Origin of the sequence: Agathobaculum sp. (assembly GCF_022775115.1) — a bacterium.
Classification (GTDB): Bacteria; Bacillota; Clostridia; order Oscillospirales; family Butyricicoccaceae; genus Agathobaculum.
Window position 1 is genome coordinate 1 of sequence record NZ_JALFLA010000026.1, and the last position, 16546, is coordinate 16546.

Annotated in this window: 15 protein-coding genes and 1 pseudogene; 2 read left to right on the forward strand and 14 right to left on the reverse strand. The window is 58.3% G+C overall.

Annotated features, from left to right (window positions below; translation table 11 throughout):
• Window positions 1-103 precede the first annotated feature (103 nt).
• Window positions 104-1563: pseudogene (locus tag MR935_RS03645) on the forward strand (recombinase family protein).
• 166 nt (window positions 1564-1729) lie between these two features.
• Here the strand turns inward: MR935_RS03645 and MR935_RS03650 are convergent.
• The 9 genes from MR935_RS03650 to MR935_RS03690 all read right to left on the reverse strand — a co-directional run bounded on the left by MR935_RS03650 (window position 1730) and on the right by MR935_RS03690 (window position 10884).
• Window positions 1730-2032 (reverse strand): cupin domain-containing protein, encoded by a 303-nt coding sequence (locus tag MR935_RS03650; protein ID WP_320767203.1) that lies wholly within the window; start codon window positions 2030-2032, stop codon window positions 1730-1732.
• A 390-nt stretch (window positions 2033-2422) separates the two neighbouring features.
• Window positions 2423-3553: a cysteine desulfurase family protein gene (locus MR935_RS03655; RefSeq protein ID WP_290571145.1), complete on the reverse strand. Its 1131-nt coding sequence runs from the start codon at window positions 3551-3553 to the stop codon at window positions 2423-2425.
• Window positions 3553-4641: a tRNA 2-thiouridine(34) synthase MnmA gene (mnmA, locus tag MR935_RS03660; RefSeq protein WP_290571147.1), complete on the reverse strand. Its 1089-nt coding sequence runs from the start codon at window positions 4639-4641 to the stop codon at window positions 3553-3555. The genes MR935_RS03655 and mnmA overlap by 1 nt, the downstream gene beginning before the upstream one ends.
• Window positions 4642-5379 (reverse strand): class II glutamine amidotransferase, encoded by a 738-nt coding sequence (locus MR935_RS03665; protein WP_290571149.1) that lies wholly within the window; start codon window positions 5377-5379, stop codon window positions 4642-4644.
• A gap of 20 nt (window positions 5380-5399) precedes the next feature.
• Window positions 5400-6374, reverse strand: a complete 975-nt coding sequence (locus MR935_RS03670; RefSeq protein WP_290571150.1) for an ABC transporter ATP-binding protein — start codon at window positions 6372-6374, stop codon at window positions 5400-5402.
• Entirely contained in the window at window positions 6367-7380 is a 1014-nt protein-coding gene (locus tag MR935_RS03675; protein ID WP_290571152.1) for an ABC transporter ATP-binding protein, read from the reverse strand. The genes MR935_RS03670 and MR935_RS03675 overlap by 8 nt, the downstream gene beginning before the upstream one ends.
• 8 nt (window positions 7381-7388) lie before the next feature.
• Window positions 7389-8255, reverse strand: coding sequence for an ABC transporter permease (locus MR935_RS03680; protein WP_290571153.1), 867 nt, complete (start codon window positions 8253-8255; stop codon window positions 7389-7391).
• Between the two features lie 4 nt (window positions 8256-8259).
• Window positions 8260-9195 (reverse strand): ABC transporter permease, encoded by a 936-nt coding sequence (locus MR935_RS03685; protein WP_290571155.1) that lies wholly within the window; start codon window positions 9193-9195, stop codon window positions 8260-8262.
• 132 nt (window positions 9196-9327) lie between these two features.
• Window positions 9328-10884: an ABC transporter substrate-binding protein gene (locus tag MR935_RS03690; protein ID WP_290571157.1), complete on the reverse strand. Its 1557-nt coding sequence runs from the start codon at window positions 10882-10884 to the stop codon at window positions 9328-9330.
• Between the two features lie 466 nt (window positions 10885-11350).
• On the opposite strand from MR935_RS03690, the gene MR935_RS03695 reads away from it, so the two are divergent.
• Window positions 11351-11548, forward strand: coding sequence for a CDP-alcohol phosphatidyltransferase family protein (locus MR935_RS03695; protein WP_290571159.1), 198 nt, complete (start codon window positions 11351-11353; stop codon window positions 11546-11548).
• A 615-nt stretch (window positions 11549-12163) separates the two neighbouring features.
• Here the strand turns inward: MR935_RS03695 and MR935_RS03700 are convergent.
• From MR935_RS03700 to MR935_RS03720, 5 genes are read right to left on the reverse strand one after another with little or no spacing between them, the layout of a single operon-like run.
• Window positions 12164-13393, reverse strand: a complete 1230-nt coding sequence (locus tag MR935_RS03700) for a peptidase U32 family protein (RefSeq protein WP_290571160.1) — start codon at window positions 13391-13393, stop codon at window positions 12164-12166.
• Window positions 13386-14531 (reverse strand): endolytic transglycosylase MltG, encoded by a 1146-nt coding sequence (gene mltG, locus MR935_RS03705; RefSeq protein ID WP_290571161.1) that lies wholly within the window; start codon window positions 14529-14531, stop codon window positions 13386-13388. Before mltG ends, MR935_RS03700 begins: the two co-directional genes overlap by 8 nt.
• A 23-nt stretch (window positions 14532-14554) precedes the next feature.
• Window positions 14555-15448 (reverse strand): CPBP family intramembrane glutamic endopeptidase, encoded by an 894-nt coding sequence (locus MR935_RS03710; RefSeq protein WP_290571162.1) that lies wholly within the window; start codon window positions 15446-15448, stop codon window positions 14555-14557.
• Window positions 15438-16007 carry a 5-formyltetrahydrofolate cyclo-ligase gene (locus MR935_RS03715; RefSeq protein ID WP_290571164.1) on the reverse strand — a complete coding sequence of 190 codons (570 nt, stop codon included), beginning with the start codon at window positions 16005-16007 and terminating at the stop codon, window positions 15438-15440. Before MR935_RS03715 ends, MR935_RS03710 begins: the two co-directional genes overlap by 11 nt.
• Window positions 15994-16545: a DJ-1 family glyoxalase III gene (locus MR935_RS03720; RefSeq protein WP_290571165.1), complete on the reverse strand. Its 552-nt coding sequence runs from the start codon at window positions 16543-16545 to the stop codon at window positions 15994-15996. Before MR935_RS03720 ends, MR935_RS03715 begins: the two co-directional genes overlap by 14 nt.
• Window position 16546 lies beyond the last annotated feature (1 nt).

Genomic DNA, 16546 nt, shown 5'->3' on the forward strand with positions numbered 1-16546 from the left:
CAGACCTTGACAAACGGAGATTTTTGAATGGCAGGACATCAAGGGAAACGCCCACCAGTGAGGCGGGCAAGCCACCCACAGAGTAACGAAAGGTTGTGCAGATATGAAAGCTGTAATTTACGCCCGCTATTCTTCCGACAGTCAGCGTGAGGAAAGCATAGAGGGGTAGCTTCGGGAGTGCAAGGAATACGCCGAGCGCAACGGCATAACGGTGTTAAGCACCTATATTGACCGTGCATTGTCCGCAAAACAGATAACCGTCCGGATTTCCAACGAATGATTAAGGACAGCGCAAACGGCCTGTTCGATATTGTCCTTGTTTGGAAGCTGGACAGGTTCGCCAGAAACCGCTATGACAGCGCCCACTACAAAGCCATTTTGAAGAAAAACGGTGTTAAGGTGGTGTCCGCAAAGGAGGCTATCGCAGAGGACAGCACTGGTATTTTGCTGGAAAGTTTGTTAGAGGGGTACGCCGAGTTTTATTCCGTTGAACTGTCCGAGAAGATACACCGAGGGCAGAAAGAAAACGCCCTAAAGGGGTTGAATAACGGCGGCGGTATTCCGTTGGGATATGTGTTGGGAAGTGATAAACGATTGGCGGTTGACCCCATGACCGCGCCTGTGGTGTTGGAGATTTTCACCCGCTATGCCGACGGCGAAACCGTCCGTGCTATCGTGGAATCTCTCAATGAGCGAGGGTTGCAGACCAAGCACAACAAGCCGTACAGTTTAGGCAGCTTCAATGCCATCTTGAAAAACAGAAAGTACATAGGCGAGTATCGGTATCAAGATGTAGTTATTCCCGGCGGCGTTCCCGCTATTGTTCCGCAGGAACTATTTGACCGGGTACAAGCACGCATAGCACGGAACAAACGCGCCCCGGCTATGAGTAAAGCGGATGAAGCCTTTTTGCTGACAACGAAGCTGTTTTGCGGCAAGTGTGGGCGGCTGATGGTAGGCGAAAGCGGTACAAGCCATACCGGGAAAAAGCACTACTATTACAAATGCGGAAGCGCAAAGCGGAAAACCGGCTGCACCAAAAAGGCGGTAAAAAAGGACTGGATAGAAAATTTGGTGGTCGAGCGTACCATGCAAATGATATTTGATGATACAACGCTTGACGCAATCGCAAGTATGGTGCTTGATGTGCAAGCGCGGGAAAATACCTCTCTGCCCGTTCTAAAGGCACAGTTAGCGCAGACCGAGCAAGGCATACAAAATATGCTGAACGCCATTCAGCAAGGAATTTTCACCGTGTCTACAAAACAGCGGTTGGAGGAACTGGAAGCCACCAAGGAACAGTTGACGGTCAGCATCTTACAGGAAGAACTTCAAAAGCCGCATCTTAGCAGAGAACAGATTTTATTTTTCCTGCAACGCTTCCGCGCCGTTGATACCACCAAGCAGGAGCAGCGGCAGCGCTTGATCGATCGCTTTGTCAATGCGGTTTATGTGTACGATGACAAAATCATTCTGACCTTTAACTATCAAGACGGAACGGAAACAATTACTTTGGACGATATAAACGGTTCGGATTTGGAAGCAAGCGCTCCACCATCATAAACGAGTGTAAGCAAAAACCTCACTTCTTTTGAAGTGAGGTTTTTGCTTTATGCGATATTCTGCCAATCATTTTGCGTAAACCCGCCCATGATATCGTAAAACGCCACCCAGCCTCTCATGCGAGCGGCACAATGCCCAACTGATTTGCGTAAAACCGTGTCTGGATTCAGTGCTCCGCACGCTCGGCCTCTGCCTTTGTGCGGTGGATCGTTCCTCTGGGATGATGCGGCGGCACATAGATGGACGAAAGCTTCAGCGGACTGCTTCCGACGTTGCAAATATTGTGCCATGTGCCGCACGGCACAAAAACGGTGTCTCCCGCGGCAAGTTGGTGGCAATGCTCTAACTTATCCTTGCAGGCACCCATGCGGACGATCGCGCGCCCTGCCTCTACGCGGATGCACTGATCCGTATCCGGGTGTATCTCCACGCCGATGTCACCGCCAACAGGGATGCACATCAGCGTCATCTGTAAATGGCATCCGCTCCAAAACGCTGTACGGAAACAATGGTTTTGCCGCGCGGCGCGCGTGATATTCGCAACAAACGGCTTTGGGCCGTGATCAGTCTGGCGAGCTGCCTTGGGGTGATGAGATTCCATGCTGTCTACTCCTTTCTACTGCTGATACTACACTATTATGCAGCTATGGATTTCATGGTGCGCCCTGTACCGACAATCGTCTGCCGACAATACCTGCTTTTTATCGCCAGCCGCCGCGCAGTACATTCTCCCCTTCCCTCGCCCGCCGACTGAAAAACCGTACAAAAAAGCCACGGCTCTCCCGTGGCTTTACGGACGCGCAGCTCCCCTAATTCTTCCACCCTCCATCCATCAAGACCGGCTGATGGAGGGCATTATTTACGGATTTTTCTCCGCCAATGTATGATAGCACACATCAAATATCTGTAAGAACGCTTCTATTTCCTGCTCGGTTGTCAAATGGCTCAGGCTGATTCGCCACGAGGACAGCGCGTTTCTCCGGTCGCAGCTGATGGCAAGCACGGCCTCTGACGGCTGCCCATCGGAGGCGCATGCCGATTTGACCGAAACGCACACCCCCTGCCCGGCCAAAGCCTGCTGAAACCGCGTGCCTTTGACCCCCGCAATGCTCAGGTTCAAAATATGCGGCACCGCACAATCCGAACTGTTTATCCGCACCTTGGGATAGCGCCGCAAACCTTCCAGCAGCCTGTCATGCAGCGCCCGCACCCGGGCAAAGCGCACCTCCCTGTTCTCCAGCGCCAGCCGCAGCGCGACCTCAGCCGCCGCCGCCAGCGCGACCGCCGGTGTGCCGCTGCGGTAGGCCGACGCGCTCTCCCCGCCGTGCAGCAGCGGCTCAAGTGCAAGCCCCTCCCGCTTAATGAGCAACCCGCTGCCGTTCAGCCCACCAAACTTATGCGGCGCAATGCTCACCGTATCCACCCCGGCAAAGGACAGCGGTATCCGGCCCACCGCCTGCGCCGCATCCACATGCAGGCGGCAATGCGGAAACGCGCGGAGCATATCCGCGACCTGCTCGACCGGCTGAATGGTGCCCAACTCGCTGCTCACCGCGGAAATGGCGACCAGCACGGTATCCTCCCGCAGGCGCGCGCGCAGCTGCGCGATGTCCAACGTGCCGTCTGGCAGAATGTCCAACCGGTCGACCGTAAAGCCCTGCTGCCGCAGCGCCTCCAGACTGCCGCTTACCGAAGAATGCTCAAGCGGTGTTGTGAGGATATGCCCGCTCCGTCGGCCGCCGGCCAGCGCGATACCCTTGAGGGCAAGGTTGTTTGACTCGGTCGCGCCCGAGGTATAGAGCACCTCTGTCGGCCTGACACCCAGCAGCGCCGCAATCGCCTCGGTCGTGCGTGCCATTTGCTGCTTTGCGGCCTGCCCCGCCGGGTGCGATGCGTTTGGATTGCCGCAGCAGCGCTGCTCCACCTCGCAAAAGTGCGTGAGAACCACCGGGTCCACTGGGTGATTGGCCGCATAATCCAAATAAATCATCAAAAGCTCTCCTGTATCGTGCCGCCGCCCACCACCAGCTCGCCGTCGTACAGCACGACCGCCTGCCCCGGCGTGACCGCCCGCTGCGGCACATCGAAGTCCAGCCGCAACCGCCCGTCCGACAGCAGCGCGGCAGTAACCGCCTGCTCCTTCTGATGGTGGCGGGTGCAGGCTGTCAGCCGCATCGGCCCGGCAGGCTTATCAAATGGGATCCAATTTAGGTCGTCCGCAATCAGGCTGCGGGTGTAGAGCGTGCTTTCCGGCCCTACCGTCACCGTATTGTCTGCCATGGATTTCTGGCAGACATAGACCGGCTCGCCCAGCGCCAGCCGCAGCCCCTTCCGCTGGCCGAGGGTGTAGCACACCGCGCCCCGGTGCCGCCCAACCACCTTACCGCTCAGGTCAAGGTAGTCGCCGGCGGCATACTGCTTGCCTGTAAAGCGTTCCATAAAGGCCACATAATCGCCATCCGGCACAAAGCAAATATCCTGGCTGTCGTGCTTACGGGCATTGACAAAGCCCTGCTGCGCGGCGATGTCCCGCACCTCGGGCTTGGTCAGCTCACCCAGCGGGAACATAATGCGGGCAAGCTGCTCCTGCGACAGCATGTAGAGCACATAGCTTTGATCCTTTTGCTGGTCTTTTGCCTTTTTCAGCAGCCAGCGGCCGGTTTTTTCATCGTATGCGATGCGGGCGTAGTGCCCGGTCACCACATAATGATACCCCTTTTGCGCAGCGAAATCCAGCAGGTGGCTAAATTTCATATAGCGATTGCAGTCAATGCAGGGGTTGGGCGTACCGCCGTTTTCATACACCCGGACAAACTTCTCAATCACCTGCGTTTTGAACGCCGCCGTGTAGTCCGCCACATGAAACGGCATGTCCAGCTCAAACGCGACCTCGGCCGCGTCGTCGATATCCCTCTGCGAGCAGCAGGTGCGGTATTGACATAGGCCAATATCCTCATTCCGGTACAGCCGCATAGTGACACCCGCGCAGGTATAGCCTGCGCGCTGCGTCAAATACGCGGCCACCGAGCTGTCCACTCCGCCGCTCATGGCGATCAAGGCCGTATTGTTCTCTTGCATTTATTTTCCCTCTTCCACGTAGACGTGCTTTCTGTCCGCCCCACGCAGCAGTTCCCTGCCGCTGCCAAACGCGATGAGCGTGGAGAGCGGCACAGGTTGCCAGTCCTCATCCGACAGTGGTCTCGTGGAGACCATGACAGCCTCCGGCCGTATCAGCCAGTACAGCGAGGCCTCCATATTGGCGTGGACATACATCTGCACCCCGTCATAGACGATGAGGTTTACCTTGTTGCCGGGCGCGATCGCGGCAATGGCATCGTCAAGACAGGCAAAGCGCTCGCTATCCGTGGCCGGACGTCCAAGGCCGCGCTCGAGCCGCTGCATCTGCTCAATGATGTACAGCAATATCCTCTCACTGTCGGTCGAGCCATATTGCACCATGGCATACTGCTCCAAGCGCTCGCCTCGGAAGATCGTGCCGTTGTGGATCAGCGTCCAGCGCCGCCCGCTCCCGTCATATTTGACAAACGGATGGCAGTTGCCCAGCTCCAGCGCACCCACACTTGCCTTGCGGATATGCGCAAGCAGCAGCGACTCCGTCACCGGCGCGGACAGACGTTTTTGCAGATAACCGCTGTCGATAGCACGGAGCATCTCTTTTTCGACCGTGACCCCGCCGCCGTGAAACGTGGCGATCCCCCAGCCGTCCGGGTGCTGGATGCTGTGAGAAAAAAACACGCGCAGCGGATTTTCCAGATTCTCACTTTTGGCTGCGCAAAAACCAAATAGTTCGCACATTTTCTTCTGTTCCCCCTATGTCAGACCAAATGACAGGCCACAAAATGCCCGGTGGACACCTCTTTGAGCGCAGGCGTTTCTGCGGTGCAGCGCCCGCCGCCCTCCTTCGCATACGGACAGCGCGCCGCGAAGCGGCAGCCGGGTGGCGGGTCGATCGGGCTGGGTATCTCTCCCGAAAGCAGGATGCGCGCGCGTGCGCGGGTCACATCGGGATCGGGGATGGGCACGGCGGACAGCAGCGTCTGCGTGTAGGGGTGAAGCGGCTCGCGCACCAGTGTGTCACTCGGCGCAAGCTCGACGAGCTTACCCAAAAACATCACACCGATACGGTTAGAGATATGCCGTACCACGCTCACATCATGCGCGATAAAGAGGTAGGTCAGTCCCAGCTCACGCTGCATATCCTCCAGCATGTTGATAATCTGGCTTTGGATCGAGACATCGAGCGCGGAAACCGGCTCATCGCAGACAATGAACTCCGGCTCGGCAGCCAAGGCACGCGCGATGCCGATGCGCTGCTGCTGGCCGCCGGAAAACTCATGCGGAAAGCGCTGCATCTGCTCCTCGTGCAAGCCCACATGGCGGAACAGCTCTTTGACGCGCTCCTGCCGCTCTGCGGCTGAGCCGCAGAGCCGGTGGTTTACCAGCGGCTCCTCGACGATCTTGCCCGCGGTCATGCGCGGGTTCAGCGAGGCCGAGGGGTCTTGGAAGATCATCTGCATTTTGGTGCTGCGGACGATCTCCCGGTGCGGCAGGCGGGAAATGTCCCGCCCACGGTAGAATATGCTGCCCGCGCTCGGCTCATACAGGCGCAGTATCGTGCGCCCGAGCGTGCTTTTCCCACAGCCGCTCTCGCCCACCAGACCAAGCGTTTCTCCCTTTTCGATGGAAAAGCTGATGTCGTCGTTGGCGTAGATATAGCTCTTTTTCCCAAGACCGCCACCGGCTGGGAACAGCTTTTTCAGGTTCTTCACTTCGATCAGCGTGTCAGCCATGCGTCCCGTCCTCCTTTCCCTCGCCGTACAGCCAGCAATACGCGATGTGGCCGGGGGAGAATTCTGTTTTCGGCGGTTTTTCCGCCAAGCATTTTTCCATGCATTGCGTGCAGCGCCGGGCAAATGGGCAGCCGTCCGGCAGCGCCAGCAGATTGACCGGCTCGCCGGGAATGGGGATCAGGCGCTCGTTGTTGTCCGGGTCGATCGACGGCGTGCTGCGCAGCAGTCCCTGTGTATAGGGGTGCTTTGTGTGGTAGAAAATGTCCCGCGCGCTCCCCTGCTCGACGATATGCCCCGCGTACATGACCGTCACCGAATCGCAGATATCGGCGACCACACCCAGATTATGCGTGATGAAAATGACCGCCATACCGGTCTCCTGCTGCACTTTTTTGATAAGGTCAAGTATCTGCGCCTGTATTGTCACATCCAGCGCCGTTGTCGGCTCGTCCGCAATGAGCAGCTTGGGATGGCAGATGATGCCCATGGCGATCATCACGCGCTGCCGCATTCCGCCGGACAGTTCGAAGGGGTATTGCTTCATGCGCTTTTCGGGCTGCGTGATGCCCACATGCGTGAGCATTTCGATCGCGCGCGCCTGCGCCTGCTTCTTAGTTATGCCCTTGTCATGCACGGTCAGCGCTTCGGTCAGCTGGCGGCCGATCGTATACACCGGGTTTAGACTGGTCATCGGGTTTTGGAAGATCATGCCGACCTCCTTGCCCCGGAATGTTACATAGTCCTTCTCGCTCTTTTCGAGCAGCTCCTGCCCGTCAAAGCGGATGCTGCCGGAATCGACAGTGGCGTTCGTACCGAGCAGCCCCATGATCGTCAGCGCCTCGACGGTCTTGCCGCTGCCGCTCTCCCCCACGATGCCCATCACCTCATGCCGGTGGAGCGTGTAGCTGATGCCGTTTACCGCATTGACCTGCCCCACCGGCGTGGCAAAGGACACATGCAGATCCTCTACCTCCAGCAGCACATTGTTTTGCTCTTTGTCCATCATGCGCCTCCTCAGAGTTCCATCTTCGGGTCTATCGCGTCGCGCAGGCCGTCACCCAGCAGATTGAGCGAAAAGATACTCAGCAGGATCGCCATACCCGGCGCGATGACCATATAGGCGTGGTTTCTCATATTCGCGCGCGCAGACGAGAGCATATTGCCCCATTCCGGCGTAGGCGAGGATATGCCAAGCCCCAGAAAGCTCAGCGACGAGACCGACAGGATCGCCATGGCGAAGATCAGCGTGGCCTGCACGATGACCGGCCCCAAGCAGTTGCGCAGAATATGCCCAAAGATGATGCGGATGACCGGCGTGCCAATCACCTGCGCCGCCTGCACATACTCCGTATTGCGCACGCTCAGCACCGAGGAGCGGACGATACGCGCGAATTTCGGGATATTGGAAACACCGATGGCCCAAATGAGGTTGCCCACGCTGTTGCCGAGCGCGACCACGATCGCAATCGCCAGCAGCATGGACGGCAGGCACATGAAAACATCCATCACGGACATGATGAGCGTGTCCACCTGCCCGCCGACATAACCCGCCGCCGCGCCGAATATGCCGCCGATGACGACCGCGACCAGCGTTGCCGCAAAGCTGATGGACAGCGTATAGCGCGCACCGTACAGGATACGGGCAAAGATGTCCCGTCCCATCTCGTCCGTGCCGAACCAATGCGCGGCGCTCGGCGGCTGCAAACGGTTGGGCGGGTCGATGGCGGTCGTGCTTTCAAAGTCCACAGCGAAAACGGCATAGACCGTCAGCGCCACGATGCACAAAAAGATGACCAGCCCGACGACCGCCATGCGGTTGTGCAGAAAACGGCGCAGCGCGCCGCGGGCGACCGTTCTGTGTTGTTTCTTGCTGTTTGCCATGTGTCTATGCCCCCTTTGTGATGCTCGCCTTGATGCGTGGGTCGATATACAGCATCAGGATATCGACGAGCAGGTTGACTACGCCGATGCTCAGCGCCATCAGCACGATGCAGCCCAGCACAGACGGGATATCACGGGAAAAGATGCTGTCCATCAGCATCAGGCCGATGCCCTGATAGCTAAACACGCTCTCGGTCAGAATCGAGCCGCCCATCTGCGTGCCAACATTCATGCCCACCATCGTGACGACGGGCAGCAGGCTGTTCTTCAGCGCATGGCGGTAGATCACGCCGCGTCGGCCAACGCCCTTGGCGCGCGCTGTGCGGATATAGTCCTGATTGAGCGTTTCCAGCATGGACGAGCGCATCATGCGCATCGTGCTTGCAAGAAACGAGGCGCAAAGCGTGACGCAGGGCAAAATGATGCCCTTGAGCGACACGCTGCCGAGCGCGGGCAGCCACTCCAGCCGGACGCTGAACAGCAGCATCAGCAGCAGCGCCAGCCAGAACGACGGCATTGCAATGCCCACCGAGCAAAGAAACTGCATCAGGTCGCTGAGGATCGACTTGGGGTGCACCGCGCAATAAACGCCCATCGGCACGCTGATGGCAACGCACAGCGCCATGCTGCACGCGACCAACAGCAGCGTTCTGGGGAATCGCGCGAAAAGCTGCAGCGAAACCGGCGCGCCGGACAGATACGACACGCCAAAGTCCCCGTGCAGCAGATTGCCTATGTAGCCGAAAAACTGCACGATGAACGGTCGGTTCAGGCCAAGCTCCTCGCGCAGCCGCGCCGCTCCCTCCGGGGTATAGTTGACGCCGAGGATGAATTGCGTCACGTCGCCAGGCAGCAGATAAAAAATCAGATAGATGATAAAAACAACGCCTAAAATGACAAAAAACAGGGAAATCAGCCGTTTAATAATATATTTTCCCACCCGTTTCTCCTTTCCTGCCGTTTGGTCAGCATTTGCTCCGCCAAAAACGGAAATGACCGGGGCGCCTGACGCGCCCCGGCTGCTTTTCCGCGCTCACCGCCATCCCCTTCGGGTGCGGCTGAACGCTGCGAATCAATAATGCAGTGCAAAAATGTCAATGATGCCCTCGCCATCAAGCGCCACGCCCTGCAGACCTGCATTCGCCAGCACATAGGTGGTCGGCACATACACCGGCACCCAAGGAGATTCGGTATCAATGATCTCCACCGCCTGCGCATACAAAGAGGAGCGCTCTGTGTTGTCGGTCGACTCGCGCGCCTGCTGCAACAGCGCGTCTACCTGATCGTTCTGGAAATAGCTCCAGTTGTACACCTGTCCCTCTGTAAAAAGGCGCGGCAGTACCAGCTCCGCATCGGCCAGCGCGCCCCACTGCGCCGCAAACATCGGGCACTGGTGGTTTGCAAACATATCCATGCGCACCGAGGTGTCATAGCGCTCGACCTTTGCGTTGATGCCGATGACACTCAGATAGGCCTGCGCTGCCGTCGCAATGGTCTCCGCCGTGTCAGAGAAGGTCACGATGGTGGTCTCAAAGCCGTTTGCATAGCCCGCTTCGGCCAGCAGCGCCTTGGCGGTCTCTACGTTGTACGAATAGCCGGCGGGGTTTTCGTCCTCATAACCGAGCGTGGAGGGCGGAATAACAGTATACGCAGCAGTGCCAAGGCCGTTTGCGGCGATGGAAAGGATACCGTCGCGGTCGATCGCATAAGCGACCGCCTGCCGCACACGTACATCGTCAAACGGCGCCTTGGTGGTGTCAAAGCCCAGATACTGGATGGTGGTGCCGGCCGTCTCATAGAGCTTTACGCCCTTCTCATTCTGCACGGTCTCATAATCGGCGGTGCCGAACTTGGTGCTGACATCGGCCTCACCGGTCGATACAACGATGGTGCGGGTGCTGTCGTCGGTGACGACAAGGAACTTCAGGCTCGTGTTCTGCGCGGCGTTCTCCGGGTCGAAGTAATCCTCGCGCGCGGTCAGTGTGGTGCTGACGCCCTCCTCCCGGTCGGAAATGACATAGCGGCCGGAGAATACCAATCCTTTCCAATCAGCAAAGGCGTTCTCCTGCTCCAAATAAGCCTTGGGCAGAATGGCGGACGCGGGATGCGCAAGTGTCTGGTAGAGCGCGGGGCTCGGACCTGTGGTGGTGATTGTGACCTGATGCGTGCCGGTGGCCTCAATGCTTTCTACCGTTCCCCACAGGTTTGAGAAAGAGGAGCTTTCGTGCGCCCGCTTGAGCGAAGCGGCAACGTCCTGCGCGGTGATCTCGCTACCATCCGAGAACTTCGCACCCGGATAGATGTTGAAAACATACTCGGTGTCGCTCGGCTGCTCCCAGCTTTCAGCCAGCTCGGGATAGGTCTGCATATCCTTATCGGTTGCAAATAGGCGGGTGTACAGCAGGCGGTAAACCAACTGGCTTTGCAGCGCCGAGCTGCCCACCGGGTCAAGGCTTGCGATATCCTCGCTCGCGGCGACGACGAGGTCGGTCTTGCCCGCCGCAGCGCCAGTGTTTGCCGCCGCGTCAGCCGAACCGGCAGCGGTCGTTGCGCCGCCGCCGCAGCCCGTCAGCGCGGCCAGCGTGAGCGATGCCGCCAGCAGCATTGCAAGGAGTTTGCTCTTCTTCATGTTACATGTTCCTTTCTTGCGGATCGATCCCTCTCACACTTGCGATCCGATCCATTTTGTATGTATATGCATAAAAACCCGAGATGCTTGTCTCCCGGGCAAATAGCGGCTATGACAACCGGGCGCAAGGCATCCAGCCGCACTATATGCCCACGGGCAGCGCCCTTGATAGCACAACAGCATGGCCTTACGCCCCTTTCCATTTCTTGCATCTCGATATGGTGATACTATACACGCTTTTCCCCTGTATGTCAATAGGTATGTAGGATTTTAGCGCTTTGGTGCGGCATTGTGGCGCATTGCCTGATAATATGCCGCTTGCGGCATGTCCCTTTTTACTGAAAGCATTGGTGTACTCCACTTCGGTGCTTTCACCCATCATTGAAATAACCGGTGAGATATGATAGCATTATAAAATAGATAAATTTTGATTGGCCACGAAAACTATTGGGAAGGGAACATCCGCATGGCAAACATCGTTACGGGTTGTCGTATTTTGGGCAGCATATTGCTGTTATTCATTCCCGCTTTTTCATCGTGGTTTCATATCCTGTATCTGGTCTGTGGTATTACTGATATGATTGATGGAACGATTGCCAGAAAAACAAACACCGTCAGTGCATTTGGAGCAAGGTTGGATACTGTTGCAGATTTCCTATTGTAGCAGCACACACCATCATGAATAAGGGCACGGGTTTTTTGCTATTCTTGCTACCCTTAACATTGCCTTTGATAGAGCTTAAATATAGTGCTATTGGAGTATGCCTTGTAGCAACCTTTGCTGCAATCCAAGAGGGACATTTTATCCGAGCCGGATTATCAGAACAGGATGAGAAATAATATGATATAGCAGAATAGCCTATACTCCCCTTTTATCAAGGGGGTGAGGAACCGCCCACCGCCGGAAACAACGATACCCAATTGTATTATACCACAGCGGCAGCTATTTGTGAAGTAAAAGCGCCCAACCGGCGCGCCGCTGATGGTATCATCATAAAATAGATGTATCATAGCCATTTTGCAGCCATTATACCACAGCGGCAGGCGATTGTTCTATCAAAACATGAGCCGATGCGCTGCTGGTGGTATAATCGTGAAATAATCTGTATAATAGCCGTCTTATGGCTATTATGCCACAGCGGCATATTTGTCAAGTAAAAGCTCCTAAACCAGTGCAGGAATGCCCCAAGCGTCCGCGGCATAACCGCTTCGCCGCGGCTTGCCATAAGAAAAAAGTCCGGCCAAGCCAGACTTTTTCCGTAACCTGTAGCGGCCTTTATCAAGGCCGCTCTTTTTTCTTGCGCAGGATGGCAAACCGGTCAACGGGGAATGGAAAGCGGAAATGTATCCGCATCTGCGGCACATTAAAGCACGCAAGTGCCTCCCCCTCGTCGTTCAGCACACGGTCTGCCCGGAACGTATAAGGCGGTCGGCCGGGCTGCAGCAGCTCAAGCTCCTCGCCTTGGAACAGACGGTTTTTGAGCGCAAATACCGCGCGCCCATCCGCGTCGGTCTCGACCGGCATACCGACGACCTCATATTCACGGATATACTGGCTATCTTCATAGTGCTGCCCGTTTTGCTCCGTACCGAAGTAAAAGCCGGTATAATATGCGCGATGGCTGACCTTTTCAACCTCCTCCCGGCAGAAGGACGGCAGTGCAAACGCCTCCGGCGCAGCGCGGTAGGCATCAAGCGCCGCGCGGTACGCGCCGGTCACGCAGGCGGCATAGTATGCCGTTTTGTTGCGCCCCTCGATCTTGAACGAGTCAACCCCCGCGGCGATCAGCGCCGGGATATGCTCGATCATGCACAGATCTTTCGAATTGTAAAGATAGGTGCCGCTTTCATCCTGCTCGACCGGGAAATACTCGCCCGGCCGCTTTTCCTCCATCAGCGAGTACTTCCAGCGGCACGGCTGCGCGCACGCGCCGCGGTTGGCGTCCCGCCCGGTCATATATTGCGATATCAAGCAGCGCCCGGAGTACGAAATGCACATCGCACCGTGGACAAACGCTTCGATCTCAAGCGCTTTGGGTGTTTTTGCGCGGATCTCCGCAATCTCTGTGAGCGACAGCTCACGCGCCAGCACAATCCGCTCCGCGCCCAGCTCCGCCCAGAAATTTGCGGCCTCATGGTTCAGGATGCTGGTCTGTGTGCTGATGTGCAGCGGCACCTTGGGCGCGTACCGCTGCGCCATGCGCAGCACGCCCACATCGGCCACGATCAGGCTGTCCGCCCCTACGTCCTGAAGCAGCTCCAAATAGGCAGGCAACGCGGGCAGATCGCGGTTCGACGGCATGATATTGACCGTGATATAGCACTTAACGCCGCGCGTATGCGCATACGTGACCGCCCGGCGCAGCGCGTCCTCGTCAAAATTTTCCGCCGCGGCGCGCATACCAAAATGCTGTCCGGCCAGATAGACCGCGTCCGCCCCATAGGCAATTGCAAAGCGCAGCTTTTCCTCATCGCCCGCGGGTGCGAGCAGCTCCGGCAGCTTATTCACCGCCGCCTCCCGCGTTCGCCGCGGCCTGCGCCTGCGCCCGGTTGGAGGCCGCGATGTTAGCCTCATGCTCGGCATAGCTGTTGGCAAACAGGTGCGAGCCATCCGGCATGGCGACATAGTAAAAATAATTGTGCTTTTCCGGGTCGGCCGCCGCCTGCAAGGACTTCAGACCCGGGTTGCAGATCGGCCCGGGCGGCAGCCCCTGCTTGGTGTAGAGGTTGTAGGGCGTATCGGTTTGCAGGTCAGCCTGACTCAGCTTACCGCCCGTGCGGCCAAGGCCATACAGTACGGAAGCGTCCACCTGCAAATACGGGAAGGAGGCGGCATTGTTCAGGCGGTTGTAGATAACGCCCGCGATGCGCGCGCGCTCGTCGTCCCGCTGGGCTTCGCGCTCGACCAGCGACGCGATCGTCACGATATCGTGCATCGAGCGGCCAAGCGCCTGTGCATTGGCCTGTATCTCCTCGTCGTACTTATTGTCGAAGTTGTTGAGCATCTTGTTGATCGTGTCGACCACCGTTGAGTTACCCTTGTATATCTCATAGGTGTCCGGGAACAGGTAGCCCTCCAGCCAGCCCGCCTTGGGTGGCTTTTCATTCTGCAGGAAGGTGTGCTTAAAGGCGTATTCGTTCAGCACCTCATCCAGCGCCTGTTCGGTGCAAACATGCTCGTCAAGCAGCAGCTGCTTGATCTGCATGATCGAATAGCCTTCGGGAATGGTGATCTGTATGGTCTCGGTGCTGGCCGAATTGCTCAGCGCGCTGATGATCTGGCCATAGTCCATATTGGGATTGAGGTCGTAGCTGCCGGCGAGCACGCTCTTATTATCCCCCTTGAGCTTGACATACAGCTTGAAGACCGATCTGTACCGGATGACACCCTCGTCGTCCAGTGTCGAAGCCAGCGCGAGCACGTCTGTATTCTCGCCCACCGAGACGGTGATCGTCGCGTCCTCGGTGACAAAGGCGAACACATCGTTTGCCACAAAGATTGCAACGAGCGACAGCACGATCGCAATACCCAACACCGCGATCAGATAGACGATCGTGCCCGCGCAGCCGCTGTTTTTCATCCGCCTGCTGCGGCGGCGGCGCGGCTCGGATGCCGGCGGCATTTGCTGATTTGCATGATTTTGCATAATTTCACCTCATGATATGGTTTTTATGGTAAGCGCCAGCGCAGCACAGCCTTTGCCGCGAACGCCAGCACAAAGACAAGCACGCCCGGATTGCGCACCAGCAGCAGCACGTCATACAACCCCGCGCTCCTATCCAAATGTGGGATATCCCCCCTGATGAGCAGTTTTTCCACCGCGCATAGCGTAAGATACACAAACAGAAGCAGGAGCAGCGCGTTGACCGGCGCAAAATAGCTCCAGATGCCAAAGGCCGCGTAGGTCTCGGTCAGCCAGATCACCCAGATAGAATACAAGTTGCTGACCGCGTGCGCCAGCACCGCAGGCCATACACTGTCAAACACATAGGTAAGGTAGGCATACGCCACACCCGCCGCAAAAGGCCCCGCGAAGTTCAGCAGATCGCCGTGCAGCATGGCAAAGGCCGCGCCGCTGACCAGCAGGCAGGGCATCGTGCCCGCGATCCCCTCCTGTACGGCCATGAGCGCGCCGCGCAGATAAAGCTCCTCGACCACCGCGCCGAGCAACACGACGACCGCCAGCTTACCCGCCAGCGACAAGCCGGTTTGCGGCGCGTCCAGCACGCCCACCGTCAGTTGGCTACCGACCAGACCGGCCAGCCGGCAGAATGCCAAATTGAGCAGCAGCGACAGCACCGCCACGCAGGCGCCCATCCGCACGGCCAACCCGGCCGCTCCCTTGGGCAGCCGCCGCAGCCGAAACCGCCGCCGCAGCGCTTTCCGATCCCGCACGCCAAACGTCAGCAGCAGCAGCGGCAGCAGAAAGGATGCGCCCTCCGCCAGCGCCAGCGGCAGCGCGCCGCCACCCATGCGGCTGGCCAGCCTGCCTGTGCCCGTCACGAGGCAGAAGCAGACAAACAGAGACAGCCCCGGCAGCAGCGCCAGCTTGTTATTCTTCATCCGCGTGCAGCACCCGCCCTTCCGTGATGATCCATTCGCAGCGCCGGTCGAACGGCTCGACCGGCAGCTCGTCCACCACGCACTGCGCAGCGCAGAGCACAGCCGTCTGCGCGCTGGTGCGGCTGAGAAACCGGTCGTAATAGCCGCCGCCGTAGCCCAGCCGGTAGCCTTTGCGGTCGCACGCCAACGCGGGCGCGATGACCAGCCCAATTTCCTCCGGCGGCACAGGCGTGGCCCCAGCGAGAGGCTCCAAGATACCATATACGCCCGGAGCGAGCTGCCCCATGCTGCTGATGCACCGCGCGGTCATTTCTCCCCTGCTGCCGCAAAGCGGCACACAGACGCGCTTGCCGTCCGCAAATGCCTGCCGAATGATATCATGCGTGCCGATCTCGTCCGCCATCGAGACATAGATAAACAGCGTCTGCGCGCCGCGATACAGCGCGCTTGACAGCACCTGCCGCGTCACACCCACGTTCAGCGCGCGCCTGTCCGCTTCAGACAAGGCGGCACGCGCGGCCAACAGCCGGCGACGGAGCGCACGCTTATTCTCCGACATGGTAGACGACGGAATGCGCGATCTCCCGCGCCTTTTGCTCACCGCACAGCACCGAAACGAGCGCGCAGGCAAAGTCCAGCGCGCCGCCGACGCCACAGGCGGTGATGATCGTGCCATCCACCACGCAGGCAGCCTTTTGCGGCAGCGCGCCGGTCATACCATCCTCCATCCCGGGATAGCAGACGGCCTTTTTGCCCCGGAGCAGCCCCATGCCGCCCAGAATGACCGACGGTGCCGCGCAAATCGCCCCGATGTACTTTCCCGCGTCATAGCACTGCCGCACCGCCGCCGTGACGCGCGCGTCGGCGTACAGATTGGTCGTGCCCGGCATACCGCCCGGCAGGATGAGCATATCGGCCGCGTCCGCGTCCAGCTCGTCCATCGTGATATCGGCCACGACAGCGATCCCGCGCGCACCGCGCACCGTACCGCCCGTCACGCCGACCAGCTTGACCTGCTGCCCCGCCCGGCGCAGCAGGTCGACCGGCGTCAGCGCTTCGACCTCCTCAAACCCCTCTGCCAGCAACGTATAAACCATC